Consider the following 18,156-nt stretch of genomic DNA (forward strand, 5'->3'; position numbering starts at 1 on the left):
AGGCCAACCCATGACACTGATCTCAGACCGCCCGGCAGGGGCCATCCGCGACATCTTCGGGCGCGACAAGGCCTTGATCGGCATGATCCATTGCCCCGCCTTTCCCGGCGCCCCCCGCTATCGCGGCGCGTCGATGGACGACATCTATGACACCTGCATGCGCGATGCGGAACGTCTGGTGCAAGGGGGAATGCACGGGCTGATCGTCGAAAACCACGGCGACATCCCGTTTTCCAAGCCTGACGATATCGGACCCGAAACCCCCGCCTTCCTGTCGGTCGTGACCGACCGGATCAGGCGCGCCTTTGGCCTGACCATCGGCATCAACGTGCTGGCCAACGCGCCCTTGCCCGCACTGGCCACCGCCGTGGCGGGGGGCGCCGATTTCATCCGTGTGAACCAATGGGCCAATGCCTATGTCGCCAACGAAGGCTTCATGGAGGGCCGCGCGGCCGAGGCCCTGCGATACCGGTCCCTGCTGCGGGCCGAGCATGTGCGCGTCTTTACCGACGCGCATGTCAAGCACGGCAGCCACGCCATCGTGGCCGACCGATCCATCCCGGAGCTGACCCGCGACCTGGGCTTCTTCGACAGCGACTGCATCATCGCCACCGGCCAGCGCACCGGCGACAGCGCCAGCATGGACGAGATCGACGAGATCGGCGGTGCGACCCATCTGCCGCTGCTGGTGGGGTCCGGCGTGACGCCCGACAATGTCGCGGCGATCCTGGGCCGCACCAATGGCGTGATCGTGGCATCGTCGCTCAAGGAGGGGGGCGTGTGGTGGAACCCGGTCGACCCCGAACGCGTCCGCCGCTTTGTCGCCGCAGCCGAGGCCGCGCTGTGAGCCTGTCCGACCGGATGCTGGCCGAACAGGCCGCCAGTTTCGCCGCGATGGTCGCGCATCCCTTCGTGCGCGATCTGGCCGCCGACCGCCTGCCGGAGGTCGCTTTCGACCGCTATCTGCTGATCGAGGGCGCCTTCGTGGAGACCGCCATCGCCATCTTCGGCTATGCCGTGGCCAAGGCGGGCGATCTGGACGACCGGCGCAAGCTGATCGCGTCGCTGGATGGGCTGGCCCATGGGCAGATGGATTATTTCCGCGACGCCCATGCCCGGCGCGGGCTGGTCGCGGACCCCGGCCTGCAATCCGATCCGCGGGTGGCGGCGTTCCGGGACGGCATGCTGGGCATCGCCCGGGACGGCGATTTCGCCGATATCGCCACCGCGATGTTCGCCGCCGAATGGATGTACTGGACCTGGTGCGACGCGCATCGCGACGCGACCATGCGCGATCCGATGCGCCGCGACTGGATCGCGCTGCATGCGGCGCCCGCCTTTCGCGACCAGGCGCGCTGGCTGCGGGACCGGGTCGACCGCTTGGGCGCGGACCTGTCTGCGGATCGTCAGCAGGCGCTGATCGCGATGTTCGGCCACGTCCAACGGCTGGAGATCGGCTTTCACGACGCCGCCTGGTCGGGTGCGGCATGACGGCGCGCGGGCCGTCATGCCCCTGTCACATCGCTGTGCCAGACAGCGCCCATGCCGCGGCGCAGCATCAAATCCCATCCGTTTCAAGGCCTTGCGGGGCGTCTTGGCGGTGGACAGGGCCGTCCGCGTGCCGCTAGGCTGAACCGAGAGGATGGGACGGGCACCGCACCCGCCCCCAGAGGGAGAGATCGCATGAACCGCCATTTTGCCTGCATCGCCGCCACGGCGCTGACCGTCCTGCCTGCCACCGCCTTCGCGCAGGCGGATGAGCTGGTGCTGTATTGCTCGGTCAACGAGGAATGGTGCCGCGCCCAGTCCGAGGCGTTCCAGCGCGAAACGGGCATCAACGTCCTGATGACCCGCAAGTCCAGCGGAGAGACATTCGCCCAGATCAAGGCCGAAGTCGGCCAGCCGCGCGGCGACGTGTGGTGGGGCGGCACGGGCGACCCGCATCTGCAGGCCGCCCAGGAGGAGCTGACCGAGGAATACCGGTCCCCCCTGCTGGACCAGCTGCAGCCCTGGGCGCTGGCCCAGGCCGAGACCTCGGGCTATCGCACCGTGGGCATCTATGCGGGTGCGTTGGGGTTCGGCTACAACTCTGACCTGGTGGCCGAGAACCCGCCCGCCTGCTGGGCCGACCTGACGGACGAACGGTTCCGCGACGACATCCAGGTGGCCAACCCCAATTCCTCGGGCACCTCCTATACCATGCTGGCCACGATGGTGCAGCTGATGGGCGAGGACGAGGCCTTTGCCTATCTGGCCGATCTGCACGCCAATGTCAGCCAGTACACCCAATCGGGCGCCGCCCCCGCCCGCGCCGCCGCCACCGGAGAAACGGCGGTGGGCATCGTCTTCATGCATGACGCCGTGGCCCAGACCGTGGACGGCGCGCCCGTCGTGACCGTCGCCCCCTGCGAGGGCACCGGCTATGAGGTCGGCTCCATGTCGATCATCAAGGGTGGCCCCAACCCCGAGGCCGCGCGCCTGTGGTATGACTGGGCCCTGTCCCCCGAAGCGCAGGAGATCGGCGCGGCGGCCAAAAGCTTTCAGGTCCCCTCGAACCTGAACGCCTCGACCCCGCCCGAGGCCCCCGACCTGGAGGACATCAAGCTGATCGACTATGACTTTGCGCGCTTCGGCTCGGCCGATATGCGGGCGGGCCTGCTGGCCCGGTGGGACGCGGAAATCGGCGCCCTGGCCCGGTGAGCGGAGTCGACGCCCGCCGCATCGGGTTGGTCTGGTCCGGCCTGCTGCTGCTGGCGGTCCTGCTGCTGCCCTGGTTCAAGGGCGGCGGCGGATCGGCCCTGACACAGGCGTTGGAGGGGCGCGTCTGGCTGATGCCGCTGGTCGCTATCGGCGGGGGGCTGGCGCTGCTGTCGGCGATGGCGCGGGACTGGCGCATCCATCCGGCGGGCGCGGTCCTGGTCGGTGCGGGGCTGGTCTGGCTGATCCTGCAGGGCTTTGCCATCGGGCTGCGCGGCCCCGCCATCGCGGGGCTGGAGACGCTGCTCCCGGCCAGCGCCGCGGGCCAGCCCGGCTTTGGCTGGGGCGCCTGGATCGCGGGCATCGCGCTGATCGGCGCGCTGGCCGATCTGTTGGCGGGGCGTGGCTTCTGTCGGGGCGAACGCTTTGCGGCGCTGTCGATCATCGGCATCGTCGCGGCGCTGTCGCTGTTCGTGTTCTTTCCGATCCTGCGGCTGGTCGCGACAGCCTTCGTGGCCGCCGACGGCACCGTGTCGCTGGCCCCCTTTGCCGCGCGGCTGACCGCGCCGGAGCTGTGGGCCACGCGCTGCCTGACCGGGGCGGGGCGCTGCGGCGTGGTCATCAACTCGGTCATTCTGGGGGTGCTGTCGGCCACGCTGGCGACCGCGCTTGGACTGGCGCTGGCGCTGCTGGTGGCCCGCACCGATTTCCGGCTGAAGCGCCTGCTGCGCGCGCTGTCGATCCTGCCGATCATCACGCCGCCCTTTGTCGTGGGCGTCGCGATCATCGTGTTGTTCGGGCGCACCGGCATCGTCACGGTCGAGCTGGCCGAGTTGATGGGCATCCGCCCGACCCGCTGGATCTATGGCCTACCGGGCATCCTGATGGCGCAGGTGCTGGCCTTCGCCCCCGTCACCTTCCTGGTGATCCTGTCCGCGCTGGAGGCGATCAATCCGACGCTGGAGGAGGCCTCGACCACGCTTGGCGCGCGGCCCGTCACCACCTTTCGCCGCGTGACCTGGCCGCTGCTGCGCCCTGCCCTGGCGGCGGCCTTTCTGCTGGCCTTCATCGAAAGCCTGTCCGATTTCGGCAACCCCATCGTGCTGGGCGGCAGCTATGACGTGCTGTCCACGCGCATCTTCTTTGCGGTGGTGGGCGCGCAATACGACCTGGGCCATGCCGCGACCCTGTCGCTGATCCTGCTGGCGCTGACCGTGGGCGCCTTCTGGGTGCAGCAGCGGTGGGTGGGCCGCGCCAGCTATGTCACCGTCACCGGAAAATCCGATGCGGGCCTGACCGCCGCCGTGCCGCCGCTGGTCAAATGGGCGGCCATCGCGGCGGTCGTGCCTTTCGTGGTCTTCACCACCGGCATCTACGCCATCGTGCTGGTTGGCGGTTTTGTGGGCGACATCGCGCGGATGGACCTGACGCCGACCATCGCGCATGTCTGGACGGCCTTCTCGTTCGAGATCACGGACCGCGGCGTGCAGCTGTTCGGTTCCGCCTGGAACAGCATGATCACCACGCTCTGGGTGTCCGCGCTGTCCGCGCCGCTGACCATGGGCATCGGCATCCTGACCGCCTGGCTGATCACGCGGCAGGATTTCACCGGCAAGCGGCTGTTCGAATTCGGCACGCTTCTGTCCTTCGCGGTGCCCGGCACGGTGGTGGGGGTCAGCTATATCGCGGCCTTCAACGTGCCGCCCATCGACATCACCGGCACGCTGTGGATCCTGGTCATCTGCTTCGTCTTCCGCAACATGGCGGTGGGCATGCGCGCGGGCGTGGCCGCGCTGGCCCAGATCGACCGCAGCATGGAGGAGGCCAGCCAGACCATGGGCGCCGGCGGCGGTCGCGTCATGGTCGACGTGGTCCTGCCGCTGATCAAGCCCGCGATCTTCACCGCGCTGGTCTATGCCTTTGTCACGGCCATGACGGCGGTGTCGGCGGTGATCTTTCTGGTCTCGGCGCGGCACAACATGGCGACCGCCTATATCATGGGCCGGGTCGAGAACGGTGAATTCGCGCTGGCCATCGCCTATTCCACGGTGCTGATGCTGGTCATGATGGCCTGCATCGCGCTGATGAACCTGGGCATCGGACGGCGCAAACTGGGACGGCGCAGTGCGCTGTCGAAAGGCAAGGCAACATGACCGAGACCGCCATCGAATTCCGCGGCGTGGTGAAACGCTATGGCGAGGCCGTGGCCGTGGCGGGCATCGACCTGACCATCGCCAAGGGAGAGCTGGTGACCTTTCTGGGGCCGTCGGGCTGCGGCAAGACCACGTCCCTGCGCCTGATCGCGGGGTTGGAGCTGCCCTCCGAAGGGCAGGTGCTGATCGCCGGGCGCGATGTCAGCCGCGACCCGGCCTCGGCGCGCAATGTGGGGATGGTGTTTCAGTCCTATGCGCTGTTCCCGCATATGTCGGTGCTGGACAACGTGGCTTACGGCCCCGTCATCCGCGGCACGAAACGCCCCGCCGCCCGCGCCCGCGCCGCCGAGATCCTGGACCAGGTGGGCCTGTCCGGCCTGCATCAGCGCCTGCCCTCCGAGCTGTCGGGCGGCCAGCAGCAGCGCGTGGCCGTGGCCCGCGCCATCGTCCAGCAGCCCGACGTGATCCTGTTCGACGAACCCCTCTCCAACGTCGACGCGAAACTGCGCCGCAAGGTCCGCGAGGAGATCCGCAGCCTGCAGCGCCGGTTCGGCCTGACCGCCGTCTATGTGACCCATGATCAGGAGGAGGCGCTGGCCGTGTCCGACCGCATCGTCGTGATGCAGCAGGGCCGCATCGCCCAGATCGGCACGCCTGCCGATCTGTACGAACGCCCAGCATCGCCCTTCATCGCGGATTTCATCGGCGATGCGAACCTGATCGCGGGTCATGTGGCGCAGGGGCGGTTCACCGCGCCGGGCCTGTCGCTGGACGTGCCGGGCCCTGAGGGGCAGGCGATGCTATCGCTGCGCCCCGAACGGATCGGGCTGGACCCCGGCGGCCCGGACCTGATCGCCAGCGCCACCTATCTGGGCAGCCGCATCGAATATGGCATCCAGACGCCCGCCGGCGATCTGCTGGTGTCGCGCCCCATCACCGAAACCCCGCTGCCGGTGGGCACCCGCGTCCATCTGCGCATCGACCCCAAGGACGCCAGCCGCGTCGCCTGAGAGAGGCCCCATGACCGACCCCCTTCGCGCCCGTTTCGACCTGGCCTGCGACGCCGCCACCCGCGGCGGCGCGCTGGCGCTGCGCTATTTCCACGACCGCGACCAGCTGGTGATTGAGGCCAAGGCCACGCCCCAGGACATCGTCAGCCGCGCCGACCGCGAGGTCGAGGATCTGATCCGCGCCGCCATCACCACCGCCTTTCCCGACGACGCCATCCTGGGAGAGGAGGGCGGCGAGACCCCCGGCACCACCGGCTATCAATGGGTGATCGACCCGATCGACGGCACCTCGCCCTATCTGGCGGGGCTGCCGCATTGGTGCGTGGTGATCGCGCTGGTCCGGGACGGTCAGGTCGCGGCCGGGGTGACCGTGCATCCGCTGTCGGGTGACCTCTATACCGCGATCCGGGGGCAGGGCGCCTGGCTGAACGGCCAGCCCATGGCCTGCAGCCCCGATCACCGCATCGACAACAGCCTGGTCGCCATCGGCGCCAGCCACCGCACCGACCCCCAGCACGTGGCCGATGTGATCGTGGCCCTGATGGGGCAGGGCGGGATCTTCTATCGTAACGGGTCCGGCGCGCTGATGCTGGCGCAGGTCGCATCGGGGCGGCTTGGCGGATACTATGAGCCGCATATGAACCCCTGGGATTGCCTTGCGGGCGCGCTGATGATCACCGAGGCCGGGGGCCGGGCCCTGCCGGTCGCCATCGCGCCGTCCGGCGGCCCGGTGCTGGCCGCCGCCCCCGGCGTCTTCGACGCGCTGCGCCGCGTGGTGGGCGGCGACTGACGCGTCAGCCCGCCAGCAGCGCCGCGTTGCCGCCCGCCGCCGTCGTGTCCACGCACAGATGCCGCTCATGGCACAGATGCGCGCGGTCGGGCAGGGCGGTGACCAGCGCCACCAGCGGCCCGTCCCGCTGCGCCAGCGCCCGCGCCAGATCGCGCCCGGTGGCGGCATCGCCCCACCACAGCACGCAGGCCAGATCGGGCAGGTCGGTCAGCGCCGCCACATCCGGCATGCCCTGCGCGGCCATCGGCTGACCGCCGCCCTGCGTCACGGCGGCGACCTGCGCGGCCACGGCATCGGGCCCTGGACCCAGGCACAGGACCGGCCCGCGCGCCAGGGTCTGCAGGCGGTTCAGCTCTCCGGTCGGGCCGGGCATCAGCTGTTCGGTGGGCGCAGGCGGTGCGGGCGGGGCTGACAGCGCGTCGCGCAGCCGGTCGGTGCTGTCGGGCGTGGTCCAGGCCGTCGCGGCGGGGGCCTGCGCGGGCGCGGAGAACCGCGGCAGATACAGCGGGCCGCCTGCCTTGGGTCCGGTGCCGGACAGGCCCTCTCCGCCAAAGGGCTGGCTGCCGACCGTCGCGCCGACCTGGTTGCGGTTGACATAGATGTTGCCGACATGGATGGCCTGCGTGATCTCCTGGACACGGCTGTCGATGCGGGTGTGCAGGCCAAAGGTCAGCCCATAGCCGCGCGCGTTGATGTCGGCCACGACCCGGTCCAGATCGCGCGCCTTGTAGGTCGCGACATGCAGGACGGGGCCAAAGACCTCACGCTCCAGCGCGGCGATGCCGTCGACACGCAGCAGCGTGGGCGGCACGAAGAACCCGGTCGCGGGCGCCGCGATCTGATGCAGGATGCGGTCCGGATGCTGGTCCAGATAGGCCAAGATGCCCGCCTGCGCCTCGGCGTCGATGACGGGGCCCACATCGGTCGACAGGTCCCAGGGGTCGCCCACGCGCAATTCGTCCATCGCACCCTGGATCATGCGGATCAGCTGCGGGGCCACGTCCTCCTGGACGTAAAGGCAGCGCAGCGCTGAACAGCGCTGACCCGCGCTGCGGAAGCTGGAGGCCACGATGTCGCGCACCGCCTGTTCGGGCAGGGCGGTGCTGTCCACGATCATCGCGTTCAGCCCGCCGGTCTCCGCGACCAGCGGCGTGCCGGGCGCCATGTGATCCGCCATGCTGGTCGCGATCAGCCGCGCGGTGTCGGTGCCGCCGGTAAAGACCACGCCACCCACGCGCGCGTCGCGGGTCAGCGCCGCGCCGACCGTGCCGCCGTCGCCCGGCAGCAGTTGCAGCGCGGTCGCGGGCACGCCCGCACCGTGCAGCAGGCGCACGGCATGGGCGGCGATCAGCGGGGTCTGTTCGGCGGGCTTGGCCAGGACCGCGTTCCCCGCCATCAGCGCCGCCGCGACCTGACCGGTGAAGATCGCCAGCGGAAAGTTCCAGGGGCTGATCGCCGCGATGATGCCGCGCGGCGTGTCGGTGTGCGCCTCGCCCTGCTGGGCGTAATAGCGCAGGAAATCCACCGCCTCGCGCAGTTCGGCCACGGCGTCGTTCAGCGTCTTGCCCGCCTCGCGCGCCAGGATGCCGAAGATCGGGCCGAACTCGGCCTCATAAAGGTCGGCGGCCTGGCGCAGGACGCGGGCGCGCTCGGGCGCGGGGGCGTCCCAGGGGCGGGCCGCGTCGATCGCGCGGGCGACGGTGGCGGCATCGGCCTGGGTGACCTGGCCCACCATCTCGCCCGTCGCAGGGTTGGTGACCGGCTCTGGCGTGCCCTGGCCCGCCTGCCCATCGGCCAGCATCGGCGCGGCGTCGGGCACGCCCGCGCGGCGCGCGTCAAAGATCGCGTCCAGCCGGTCCGTGGCGGTCAGATCGAACCCCTGCGCATTGACGCGCCCCGCGCCATAGATCGCGTCGGGCGCCAGCAGCGCCTCGGGCGGGCGGGCGTCGGCCAGGGCGTCGAACGGGTCCTGGGCGATCTGCTCGGGGGTCACGTCTTCATCGACGATCTGGTTGACGAAGCTGCTGTTGGCGCCATTCTCCAACAGGCGGCGGACCAGATAGGCCAGCAGGTCGTGATGCGCGCCGACCGGGGCATAGATGCGGCAGGCGGTGCCGTGATCCTTCAGCACGATGTCATGCAGGCGCTCGCCCATGCCGTGCAGGCGCTGGAATTCGAAGGGCGCATCCCCGGCCATCTCCAGCACGGCGGCGACGGAATGGGCGTTATGCGTGGCGAATTGCGGATAGATGCGGTCGGTCATGCCCAACAGCTTTTTCGCCAGCGCGACATAGCTGACATCGGTGGCGGTCTTGGAGGTGAACAGCGGGAAATCCGGCAGCCCCTCGACCTGGGCGCGCTTCATCTCGGTGTCCCAATAGGCGCCCTTGACCAGGCGCAGCATGATGCGGCGGTCGTGACGGACGGCCAGCGCGTGCAGCGCGTCGATCATCGGCCCCGCCCGCTTGCCATAGGCCTGCACGACCACGCCGAACCCGTCCCACCCGGCCAGGTCGGGGTCGGGCAGCACGGCCTCGATCACCTTCAGCGACAGGGCCAGGCGGTCCTGCTCCTCGGCGTCGATGTTCAGGCCCATGTTGGCGGCGCGCGCCAGACGCGCCAGATCGCGGACCACGGGGACCAGCTCGGCCATCACCCGGCCCTCCTGCGCGACCTCATAGCGGGGGTGCAGCGCCGACAGCTTGATCGAGATGCCAGGGTTCCGGGCCACCGATCCGTGGGTGCAGGCGCCCGCGATGGCCGCGATGGCCTTGCGGTATTCCTCCGCATAGCGGGCGGCGTCATGGGCGGTCATCGCCGCCTCGCCCAGCATGTCATAGCTGTAGGTATAGCCCTTGGCCTCCTGACCCTTGGCGCGCTCCAGCGCCGCGTCGATGGTCTGGCCCAGCACGAACTGGCGCCCCATCTCGCGCATGGCGCGGGTGACGGCGGTGCGGATCACCGGTTCTCCCAACCGCCGGATCGCGCCGCGCAGCGTGCCCGCCAGCCCCGGCTTGCTGTCGTCCAGCACCCGCCCCGTCAGCATCAGCGCCCAGGTCGAGGCGTTGACCAGGCTGGACGAGCTGTCGCCCAGATGCCGGCCCCAGTCCGAGGGCGCGATCTTGTCCTCGATCAGCGCGTCGATGGTGGCGCGGTCCGGGACGCGCAGCATCGCCTCGGCCAGGCACATCAGGGCCACGCCCTCGCGCGTGGACAGGCCGTATTCGGCCAGCATCAGCTCCATCATGGTGGGTTTCGATTCGCTGCGGATGCGGCGGATCAGCCCGGCCGCGCGGGCGCTGATGCGGGCGCGGATGTCGGGCGACAGCGCGGCATCGCGGACCAGACGGTCCAGCAGGGGGCCTTCGGGCGCGAATTTGGCGGTGGAATCGAGTGCGGTCATGGCAGGTCCCCCTTGGGTCATACTGCATCCTATCGCGGCAGGTGTGGACGATGGGACCGATCTTGGGGCAGACTGTGGACGATCAGACCAAAGATGGGGCGACAGACAGACCGTGACCGACCTTCTTGACCCGATCAACCGCCGCATCCTGGCTGAGCTGACCGCCAATGCCCGCATCCCCATCACCGATCTGGCGCGCAAGGTCGGCCTGTCCAAGACCCCCGTCGCCGCCCGCATCCGCCAGCTGGAGGAGGCGGGGCTGATCACCGGCTACCGCGCGATCCTGTCGCCCATGCGCCTTGGCCTGACCCATGTCACCTATGTCGAGGTGCGCGTGACCGACACCCGGCCCAAGGCGCTGGAGGCGTTCAACACAGCCGTCCGCGCCGTCCCCGAGGTCGAGGAATGCTATATGATCGCGGGGGGGTTCGACTATCTGCTCAAGGTGCGGTCCCGCGACATGGCCGATTACCGGCGCATCATGGCGGAACGCATCTCCAGCCTGCCGCATGTCAACGCGACCTCCAGCCATGTGGCGATGGAGGCCGTGGTGGAACAGGGCCAGCTGCCCCTAACCGAATAGGTCCAGCCGGTGCGGGTTCAGACGTCTGAGATCGCCTCGGCGCAGCGTGACTCCGTGGCGGTCTAGGAAATCCAGGATCTCGATCGCGACCTTGCGGCCGTTCTGCACCCGGTCGCGGAACAGGGCGGCGGTGAACCACCCGTCATCCGTCGCCGCCGCCACGTCGCGCAGGATGGCCACCATCTGGGCCGTCACCGGGCGCGAGAAGAAGTGGTCATGCGCGATCTGATCGGTCCGGCCCAGTTTCTGCGTCAGGCGCAGGATGCGGCGGATCTCCTTTTCATCGGCGCCCAGTTCGGTGGCGAAATCGCGCACGCGCGGCGGGCGAAACCGCAGATCGCCCAGCAGGACCGGGCTGATGCGGTCCCACAGGGCCTCATCCTCGGGCGACAGGCGGACCTCGTGGCCGGGCTGGCGGACGAACGCCCCGTCCAGCGTGATACGCCCGGCCTCGGCCTCAATGCGCAGCAGCGCCAGAAAGGCGTCCTTGGGCAGGCGCGGGGTCAGCGACATGCGCAGGCGCTCGCGTCCCAGGCCGGGCAGGTCGGGGTTCTCGGCGTGGAGCCGGGCCAGCATGGCGGCGATGCCCTGCTGCAGCGCGTCGCGATGGGCGGCGACAGGGCCAGCCCGGCGATGACCACCGCGCCGGACAGGGCCGCCGCCGTCTGCGCGGGCGACAGCGCGCGATCGCGGGCAAAGACGGTCGCATCGACCGGCGCCGTGGCCAGCATCGCGGCCAGCGGTTCGGGCGCCTCGGCGGCGGCGATCAGCGCCAGGCGGTCAGGGGTGCGCCGCTTGCGCGCGGGCGCGCGCAGGTCCAGGAAATGCCCGCCGCCGATGGTCCGGCTGGCCGACACATCGCGCAGGATGAAGCGGTCGCCGATGGTGGCCGCGATGGGGCGGTCCAGCACGATCTGGACCGGGCCGCCGCCCCCCGGCGCGATGGGGTCGGACAGGAGCACGATGCGGGCGCCCACCTCGGTCGCGTGGGTGTGCAGGCGGGCGGGGAACCAGGTGCCGATGGGTTTCGGCTCGGACTCCAGCACGCTCAGGCGGGCGTCGATGCGGTCAGTGGGGGCGTGCAGCGCAGGCGTCAGCACGATGTCGCCGCGATGGATCGCGTCCTTGGCCACGGCCTCTCCGGCCAGGTTCAGGGCGCAGCGCTGGCCCGCCAGCCCTTCGGTCGCGGGGCGGTTCTGGGCGTGGATGCCGCGCACGCGCGCGGCGGTTCCGGAGGGACTGATCGTGACCAGATCGCCGATGGCGACACGCCCCGACAGCGCCGTGCCCGCGCCCTGCAGGGTAAAGCTGCGGTCGACCGCCAGGCGAAAGCCCGCATCGGCGGCGCGGGCGGCGGTCTGCGCCTCGGCCCGGATCAGGGCGTGGCGCAGAGCCCCCACGCCCGTCAGGGACGACACCGGGATGATCGGCGCCTCGGCCAGCCCGCCACCCGCCAGCGAGGCGCGAATCTGGGCGGTGACCTGTGTGCGCCGGTCGGCATCGGCCAGATCGGCCTTGGTCAGCGCCACCAGCCCGCGCGACAGGCCCAGCAGCTGCAGGATCGCCAGATGTTCGCGCGTCTGCGGCATCATCCCGTCGTCGCAGGCCACGACCAGCAGCGCCAGGTCGATCCCGCCCGCGCCCGCCAGCATCGTGTGGATCGGCCGTTCATGGACCGGTACGTCGCCGCCCGTCCCCGTGATCCGCAGCCTGGCCAAGAAGATCGTGTCCGTCGGCAGCGACCCCGAGCCCATCTGGCTGGCGCAATCGGTCGTGGTCACGCGGTGATCGGGCAGCAGCGCCGCGACCTGCGGGGCCAGCCGCGCGGCTTGGGCCGCGATGTCGGCCTGCGCGCGGGACAGCATCCGCAGCACCGGCAGGCGGTCCGGCAGCCGGTCCGGGTCGCGATAGAGGCGCAGCGTCGCCTGCAGCGCGGCGATGCGGATCTTGTCCAGGCGGAGGGCGCGCTTCATCGGGTTCCGGTTGATCCGCGCGATCAGGTCGCGGCGACCGACGATGAAACCCGCCTGCGGACTGCCCAGCAGCTTGTCGCCGGAGAATGTGATCAGGTCCGCTCCGTCGGCCACGGCCTCGGCCACGGTGGGTTCGCGGCGCAGCCCCCATCGCGACAGATCGACCAGCGACCCCGCGCCCAGGTCGTTCAGCATCACGACCCCCGCCTGGCGCGCCAGCGCCGCCAGCTCCGGTGCGGCGACCTCGGCCGTGAAGCCCTCGATGCGATAGTTCGAGGTGTGGACCTTGAGGACCAGGCCGGTCCGGTCCGTGATCGCGTCCTGATAATCGCGGGGATGGGTGCGGTTGGTGGTGCCGACCTCGACCAGGCGGGTGCCGGCGCGGGCCATGATGTCGGGCATGCGGAAGGCGCCGCCGATCTCGATCAACTCGCCGCGCGAGACGATGCTGTCGCGGTCCAGGCCGAACGTGTTCAGCGCGATCAGCACGGCGGCGGCATTGTTGTTGACGACGGTGGCATCCTCGGCCCCGGTCAGCTCGCACAGAAGGCCGCGCAGATGGTCGTCGCGCTGGCCGCGCCCGCCCGAGGTCAGGTCGTATTCCAGGGCCAGCGGCGCGGCCATCGCGGCGGTGGCGGCGGCGATCGCCTCATCCGCCAGGATCGCGCGGCCCAGATTGGTGTGCAGCACGGTGCCGGTCAGGTTCAGGATCGGACGCAGCTGCGTGGCCGCCGCTGCCGCCAGATCGGCGGCCAGCAGATGCGGCAGGCGCGCGGCCTCGGCCGCTCCGTCACGGATCGCCGCGCGGGCCGCGTCCAGGCGCAGCCGTGCGGTCCGGGTGACCGCCTGGCGGCCATGCCTGTCCACCTGATCGGGCAGGGCCAGCAGCAGCTGGTCGACCGAGGGCAGCGCCCGGAATCCCGACATCAATACCCCGCAAGAAACGGGTTGAAGCCGCCGCGCCGGAGGGGCGTGTCCTTCATCAGCAGGTCCAGGCCCAGGCTGGCGACGTCGTCGGCGATGGGCTCCAGGCTGGGATTCTTGTTCTGATACAGCACCTTGACCCAACTGTCGCAGTCGCCGCAGACCTCGGCCCGGACGGTCGCCTGATCGGTCTCGACGCTGCGATAGCTGATCTGGCCGGTCTGGCCGCAGCACAGGCAGGTCAGGCGGACCTCGTTCCATTGCGTCTGGCAGCAGGCGCAGTCGGCATAGCGCACGCCGTCCAGATCGCCGACCCCGATCACGCTGGAGGTCGCGGGCCTGCCGCCGCAGGCCGGGCAGACCCCGGCGCGGATCTTGACCAGCTGATCGGCGGCATGCGGTTCTCGCGCGCCAGGCGGATGCGGTCGGCAGCGCTCCGGGCCGAACCGGCCACAGGGGATGCCGGTGATGGTGGCCGGCAGATTACTCTGCCGGGCCCTTGTTGTCGCGGCTGGCGATTTCTCGCAGCCATTTGCGGTGGTGCCGCCAGGCCCATCCGCCGGTCACGGTGCCCCGCGTCATCGCGCGCAGGGTGCCCCGCGTCCAGATCGCGGCATAGACATGCATGATGAAGACCAGGATGATCGCCACCGCCGCCAGCGCATGGACCAGAACCGCGATGCGGCGGGCCGGCACGCTGACCAGATGGCCCGCGACCTGCTGCCATATCATCACGCCCGACACGATCAGGACGATGATCAGCCCGGTCATGGCCCAGAACACGAATTTCTGGCCCGCGTTGTACTTGCCCAGTTCGGGCAGGTTTTCCTCGCGGCCCTTCACCACGTCGCCGATATTGGCGACCCAGGTCGTGTCCTCGGGCTTGGGCATGTTCAGGCGCCACAGCTGGATGAACATCAGCGCAAAGCTGAAGAACAGCACCACGCCGATGATCGGGTGGATCCAGCGCGTCATCTGCCCGCCGCCGAACAGGCCGGTCAGGAAATACAGCGCCGGGTCGAACAGCGCCAGCCCCGACAGGGCCAGCGCGATCAGGCTGAACGCCGTGACCCAGTGGTTCGCGCGGGTGAACCCGCGATAACGGCTGACCTCGACCGGCTGGACGCTTTCCAGCCGGTCGCCCGGTTCCGAGTAATGGGGACGCGGCGCCATCAGACATGACCCCCTTCATCGGGGTCCTGACCCTTGACCAGCTTGTCGGCGGATTCGATGTCGTGCTCCTCGACCTCGTTGCCGCGGGCCAGCAGACCGTGCAGCGTGGCGCCCACCGCGGCCAGACCGATGGCGGCAAGGCCCGCGGTCTTGGTGACGCCCTTCCAGCCCTCGACCACCGGAGAGATCCGGGGATTTTCGGGCAGGTCGTTGTAGATGCCGGGCTTGTCCGCGTGATGCAGGACATACATCACATGGGTGCCGCCGACGCCGGCCGGGTCATACAGACCGGCGTTCTCATAGCCGCGCGATTTCAGATCCTCGATCCGGGTCTCGGCATGGGCCTGCATGTCGGCCTTGGTGCCGAACACGATCGCCTGCGTGGGGCAGGCTTTCGCGCAGGCGGGACCTTGGCCCACGGCCACCCGGTCCGAACAGAGCGTGCACTTATAGCTCTTGTGGTCGGTCTGGCTGATGCGGGGGATGTCGAAGGGACAGCCCGTGACGCAATAGCCGCAGCCGATGCAGTTGTCCTTGATGAAGTCCACGATGCCGTTGGAATATTGCACGATGGCACCGGGCGCCGGGCAGGCCTTGAGGCAGCCCGGGTCCTCGCAATGCATGCAGCCGTCCTTGCGGATCAGCCATTCCAGATCGTTGGTGGCCGGGTTCTCCCATTCGGCAAAGCGCATCAGGGTGAACATGTCGGGGGTCAGGTCGTGGGGGTTCTCATAGACCCCCACGTTCTCACCCACGGCCGGATGCGTGTCGTTCCATTCCACGCAGGCGGATTGGCAGGCCTTGCAGCCGATGCATTTGGACACATCGATCAGCTTGGCCAGCTTTTCCAGCTGGCGGTCGGGTTGCGGCACGTTGCGCGTGGCCGAGATGCGCACGACGTCGCGCGCATCGAAATAGGCCTCGGTCGGCTGCACGGGCGGGTTGGACGCCGCCGTGGTCGGGCTGTTTGCCATGTCGTTCATGCCACCGGCTCCTCGGCTGCGGGTTCGATGTTGACCAGGAACGCCTTGAATTCAGGCGTGTCCGTGTTCGCATCCCCGATGAAGGGCGTCAGGCTGTTGGGCCCCCAGCCCTTTTTCGCGGCGCCCATGAAGCCCCAGTGCAGCGGGATGCCCACGACATGCACGGTCTTGCCGTCGCAGGTCATCGGCCTGATCCGCTTGGTCACCACGGCCTTGGCCCAGACCTGCCCGCGCTTGCCCCAGACCCGCACGCGACCGCCCTTGGCGATGCCGCGTTCGGCGGCCAGCTCCTCGCTGATCTCCACGAAGAACTCGGGCTGCAACGCGGCGTTCACCGGGTTGTGCTTGGTCCAGTAGTGGAAATGCTCGGTCAGGCGGTACGAGGTCGCGACGAAGGGGAACTCGGAGCTGTCGCCAAGCCGCGCCACGTCGGATTCGAACACCCGCGCCACCGGGTTCCCGCGCATGCGCGGGTTGAACACGTTGGCCATCGGGCTCTCGAAGGGCTCCATATGCGTCGGGAAGGGCCCGTCGCGCATCATGCCCCGGGTGAACAGGCGCGACACGCCCTCCTGGTTCATGATGAAGGGGCCGACCTCGGTCGGGTTGGCGGTGGGCGCGATGTCAGGCACGTCATAGCCGCCCCACCGTGTGCCGTCCCACTGGACCAGCGGGCGCGTGGCATCCCAGGGCTGCCCCTGCGGATCGGCCGAGGCGCGGTTGTACAGCACCCGCCGGTTCGCAGGCCAGGCAAAGGCCCAGTTCAGGTACATGCCGACATCGTCGGGATCGGAATTGTCCCGCCGTGCCATCATGTTGCCGTCCTCGGTCCAGCTGCCGGCATAGATCCAGCAGCCCGCCATGGTCGTCCCGTCGTCGCGCAGCTGTCCGAAACCGGACACCTGCTGGCCCGCCTGAACGACCACCGCGCCCGTCGCCGGGTCGGTGACATCGGCCAGCGCGCGGCCGTTCATCTCGCGCGCCAGTTCCGACGGATGCGGCTCTCCGGGATCGGCATAGTCCCAGGACAGGTTCAGGATCGGATCGGGGAAGGCGCCGCCCTCGGTCCGATACAGCTCGCGGACCCGCGTCCAGATCTGCGCCATGATCCAGGTGTCATGCTTGGCCTCGCCCGGAGGCGTCGCGCCCGGCCAGTGCCATTGCAGCCAGCGGCCCGAATTGACCAGCGCGCCCTCGTCCTCGGCAAAGCAGGTCGTGGGCAGCTCCAGCACCTCGGTCTGGATGCTGGCGGTATCCACCTCGTTATGCGCGCCGTGGTTCTGCCAGAAATGCGAGGTCTCGGTGGACAGCGGGTCCATCACCACCAGCATCTTCAGCTTGGACAGGCCCGCGGTGACCTTGCCCCGGTCGGGGATGGACAACAGCGGGTTGAAGCCCTGGCAGAAATACAGGTTCACCCGATCGTTGTTCATCAGCTCGAACATGCGCATGATGTCATAGGCCGGGACGTCCAGCTTGGGCAGGTAGTCGAACGCCCAATCGTTCTCCTCGGTGGCGGCATCGCCCCACATGGCCTTGAGGAAGCTGACCATGAACTTGGGATAGTTCTGCCAATAGCTGGTCTGACCGGGCCGCAGCGGGGTAAAGCTGCGGGTGGACAGATAGGTCTGCCAATCGACCTCGCGCTCGGTCGGGATGTTCAGATAGCCGGGGATCAGGTTCGACATCAGGCCGATATCGGTCAGGCCCTGGATGTTGGAATGCCCGCGCAGCGCGTTCATCCCGCCACCGCGGACGCCGATATTGCCCAGGATCAGCTGCAGCATCGCCATGCCGCGGATGTTCTGGGCGCCCTTGGAATGCTGCGTCCAGCCAAGCGCGTACATCGACGTCATGGTCCGGTCGGGTGCGCTGCACTCTCCGATCATCGCGCAGATGTCTAGGAACTTGTCGCGCGGCGTGCCGGTGATGTTCTCCACGAATTCAGGCGTGTAGACATCGACATGCTGTTTCAGCATGTTCCAGACGCAGCGCGGGTCCTGCAGCGTCGGGTCGGTCAGCGCAAAGCCGTCCTCGCCGATCTGGTAATCCCAGCTTTCCTTGTCAAAGTCGCGCTTTTCTTCGTCATAGCCGCTGAAAAGCCCGTCCTGCCAGCCGAAATCCTCGCGCACGAGGAACGACGCGTTGGTATAGTTGCGGACATAGTCCCACTGGACCTTGTCGTTTTCCATGCACCAGCGGATCACCCCCATCAGGAAGGCGATGTCGGTGCCCGGACGGATGGGCGCATAGTAATCCGCGACCGATGCGGTGCGGGTATAGCGCGGATCGACCACGACCAGCTTGGCGCCGCGATGCGCCTTGGCCTCGGTCACCCATTTGAAGCCGCAGGGATGCGCTTCGGCGGCGTTTCCGCCCATCACGATCACCAAGTCGGTGTTCTTGATGTCAGTCCATGGATTGGTCATCGCTCCACGGCCAAACGTCGGGCCCAAACTGGACACCG

Annotated in this window: 14 protein-coding genes; 7 read left to right on the forward strand and 7 right to left on the reverse strand. The window is 69.1% G+C overall.

Translation table 11 applies throughout. From position 1 onward, the window contains the following. Positions 1 to 10 precede the first annotated feature (10 nt). The 6 genes from FA740_RS09540 to FA740_RS09565 all read left to right on the forward strand — a co-directional run bounded on the left by FA740_RS09540 (position 11) and on the right by FA740_RS09565 (position 6,650). Entirely contained in the window at positions 11 to 847 is an 837-nt protein-coding gene (locus tag FA740_RS09540; protein WP_136856544.1) for a BtpA family protein, read from the forward strand. Continuing rightward, positions 844 to 1,491, forward strand: coding sequence for a TenA family protein (locus FA740_RS09545; RefSeq protein WP_246053562.1), 648 nt, complete (start codon positions 844 to 846; stop codon positions 1,489 to 1,491). The genes FA740_RS09540 and FA740_RS09545 overlap by 4 nt, the downstream gene beginning before the upstream one ends. Before the next feature lie 192 nt (positions 1,492 to 1,683). Beyond that, positions 1,684 to 2,700 (forward strand): ABC transporter substrate-binding protein, encoded by a 1,017-nt coding sequence (locus FA740_RS09550; RefSeq protein ID WP_136856545.1) that lies wholly within the window; start codon positions 1,684 to 1,686, stop codon positions 2,698 to 2,700. After that, entirely contained in the window at positions 2,697 to 4,850 is a 2,154-nt protein-coding gene (locus tag FA740_RS09555; protein ID WP_136856546.1) for an ABC transporter permease, read from the forward strand. Before FA740_RS09550 ends, FA740_RS09555 begins: the two co-directional genes overlap by 4 nt. Beyond that, positions 4,847 to 5,860, forward strand: coding sequence for an ABC transporter ATP-binding protein (locus tag FA740_RS09560; protein ID WP_136856547.1), 1,014 nt, complete (start codon positions 4,847 to 4,849; stop codon positions 5,858 to 5,860). Before FA740_RS09555 ends, FA740_RS09560 begins: the two co-directional genes overlap by 4 nt. 10 nt (positions 5,861 to 5,870) lie before the next feature. Beyond that, positions 5,871 to 6,650: an inositol monophosphatase family protein gene (locus FA740_RS09565; RefSeq protein WP_136856548.1), complete on the forward strand. Its 780-nt coding sequence runs from the start codon at positions 5,871 to 5,873 to the stop codon at positions 6,648 to 6,650. A 4-nt stretch (positions 6,651 to 6,654) separates the two neighbouring features. On the opposite strand, the gene putA is transcribed toward FA740_RS09565, so the two are convergent. Further along, positions 6,655 to 10,053, reverse strand: a complete 3,399-nt coding sequence (putA, locus tag FA740_RS09570; protein ID WP_136856549.1) for a bifunctional proline dehydrogenase/L-glutamate gamma-semialdehyde dehydrogenase PutA — start codon at positions 10,051 to 10,053, stop codon at positions 6,655 to 6,657. A gap of 112 nt (positions 10,054 to 10,165) precedes the next feature. On the opposite strand from putA, the gene FA740_RS09575 reads away from it, so the two are divergent. Further along, positions 10,166 to 10,636: an Lrp/AsnC family transcriptional regulator gene (locus FA740_RS09575; RefSeq protein WP_136856550.1), complete on the forward strand. Its 471-nt coding sequence runs from the start codon at positions 10,166 to 10,168 to the stop codon at positions 10,634 to 10,636. On the opposite strand, the gene FA740_RS09580 is transcribed toward FA740_RS09575, so the two are convergent. From FA740_RS09580 to fdnG, 6 genes are read right to left on the reverse strand one after another with little or no spacing between them, the layout of a single operon-like run. Continuing rightward, positions 10,625 to 11,212, reverse strand: coding sequence for a SelB domain-containing protein (locus FA740_RS09580; protein ID WP_136856551.1), 588 nt, complete (start codon positions 11,210 to 11,212; stop codon positions 10,625 to 10,627). The two genes, FA740_RS09575 and FA740_RS09580, sit on opposite strands and share 12 nt — an antisense overlap. Further along, positions 11,140 to 13,536: an L-seryl-tRNA(Sec) selenium transferase gene (gene selA / locus FA740_RS09585; RefSeq protein ID WP_136856552.1), complete on the reverse strand. Its 2,397-nt coding sequence runs from the start codon at positions 13,534 to 13,536 to the stop codon at positions 11,140 to 11,142. The genes FA740_RS09580 and selA overlap by 73 nt, the downstream gene beginning before the upstream one ends. Continuing rightward, entirely contained in the window at positions 13,536 to 14,015 is a 480-nt protein-coding gene (locus tag FA740_RS09590) for a formate dehydrogenase accessory protein FdhE domain-containing protein (RefSeq protein ID WP_136856553.1), read from the reverse strand. Before FA740_RS09590 ends, selA begins: the two co-directional genes overlap by 1 nt. Position 14,016: 1 nt before the next feature. Beyond that, positions 14,017 to 14,706, reverse strand: a complete 690-nt coding sequence (locus tag FA740_RS09595) for a formate dehydrogenase subunit gamma (RefSeq protein ID WP_136856554.1) — start codon at positions 14,704 to 14,706, stop codon at positions 14,017 to 14,019. Then, positions 14,706 to 15,689 carry a formate dehydrogenase subunit beta gene (gene fdxH / locus FA740_RS09600; RefSeq protein WP_211243676.1) on the reverse strand — a complete coding sequence of 328 codons (984 nt, stop codon included), beginning with the start codon at positions 15,687 to 15,689 and terminating at the stop codon, positions 14,706 to 14,708. Before fdxH ends, FA740_RS09595 begins: the two co-directional genes overlap by 1 nt. Beyond that, on the reverse strand, positions 15,686 to 18,154 hold the full coding sequence (gene fdnG / locus FA740_RS09605; protein WP_211243677.1) for a formate dehydrogenase-N subunit alpha: 2,469 nt from the start codon (positions 18,152 to 18,154) through the stop codon (positions 15,686 to 15,688). The genes fdxH and fdnG overlap by 4 nt, the downstream gene beginning before the upstream one ends. Between the last annotated feature and the right edge of the window lie 2 nt (positions 18,155 to 18,156).

The sequence above is a fragment of the Paracoccus hibiscisoli genome (assembly GCF_005048265.1).
GTDB lineage: Bacteria > Pseudomonadota > Alphaproteobacteria > Rhodobacterales > Rhodobacteraceae > Paracoccus > Paracoccus hibiscisoli.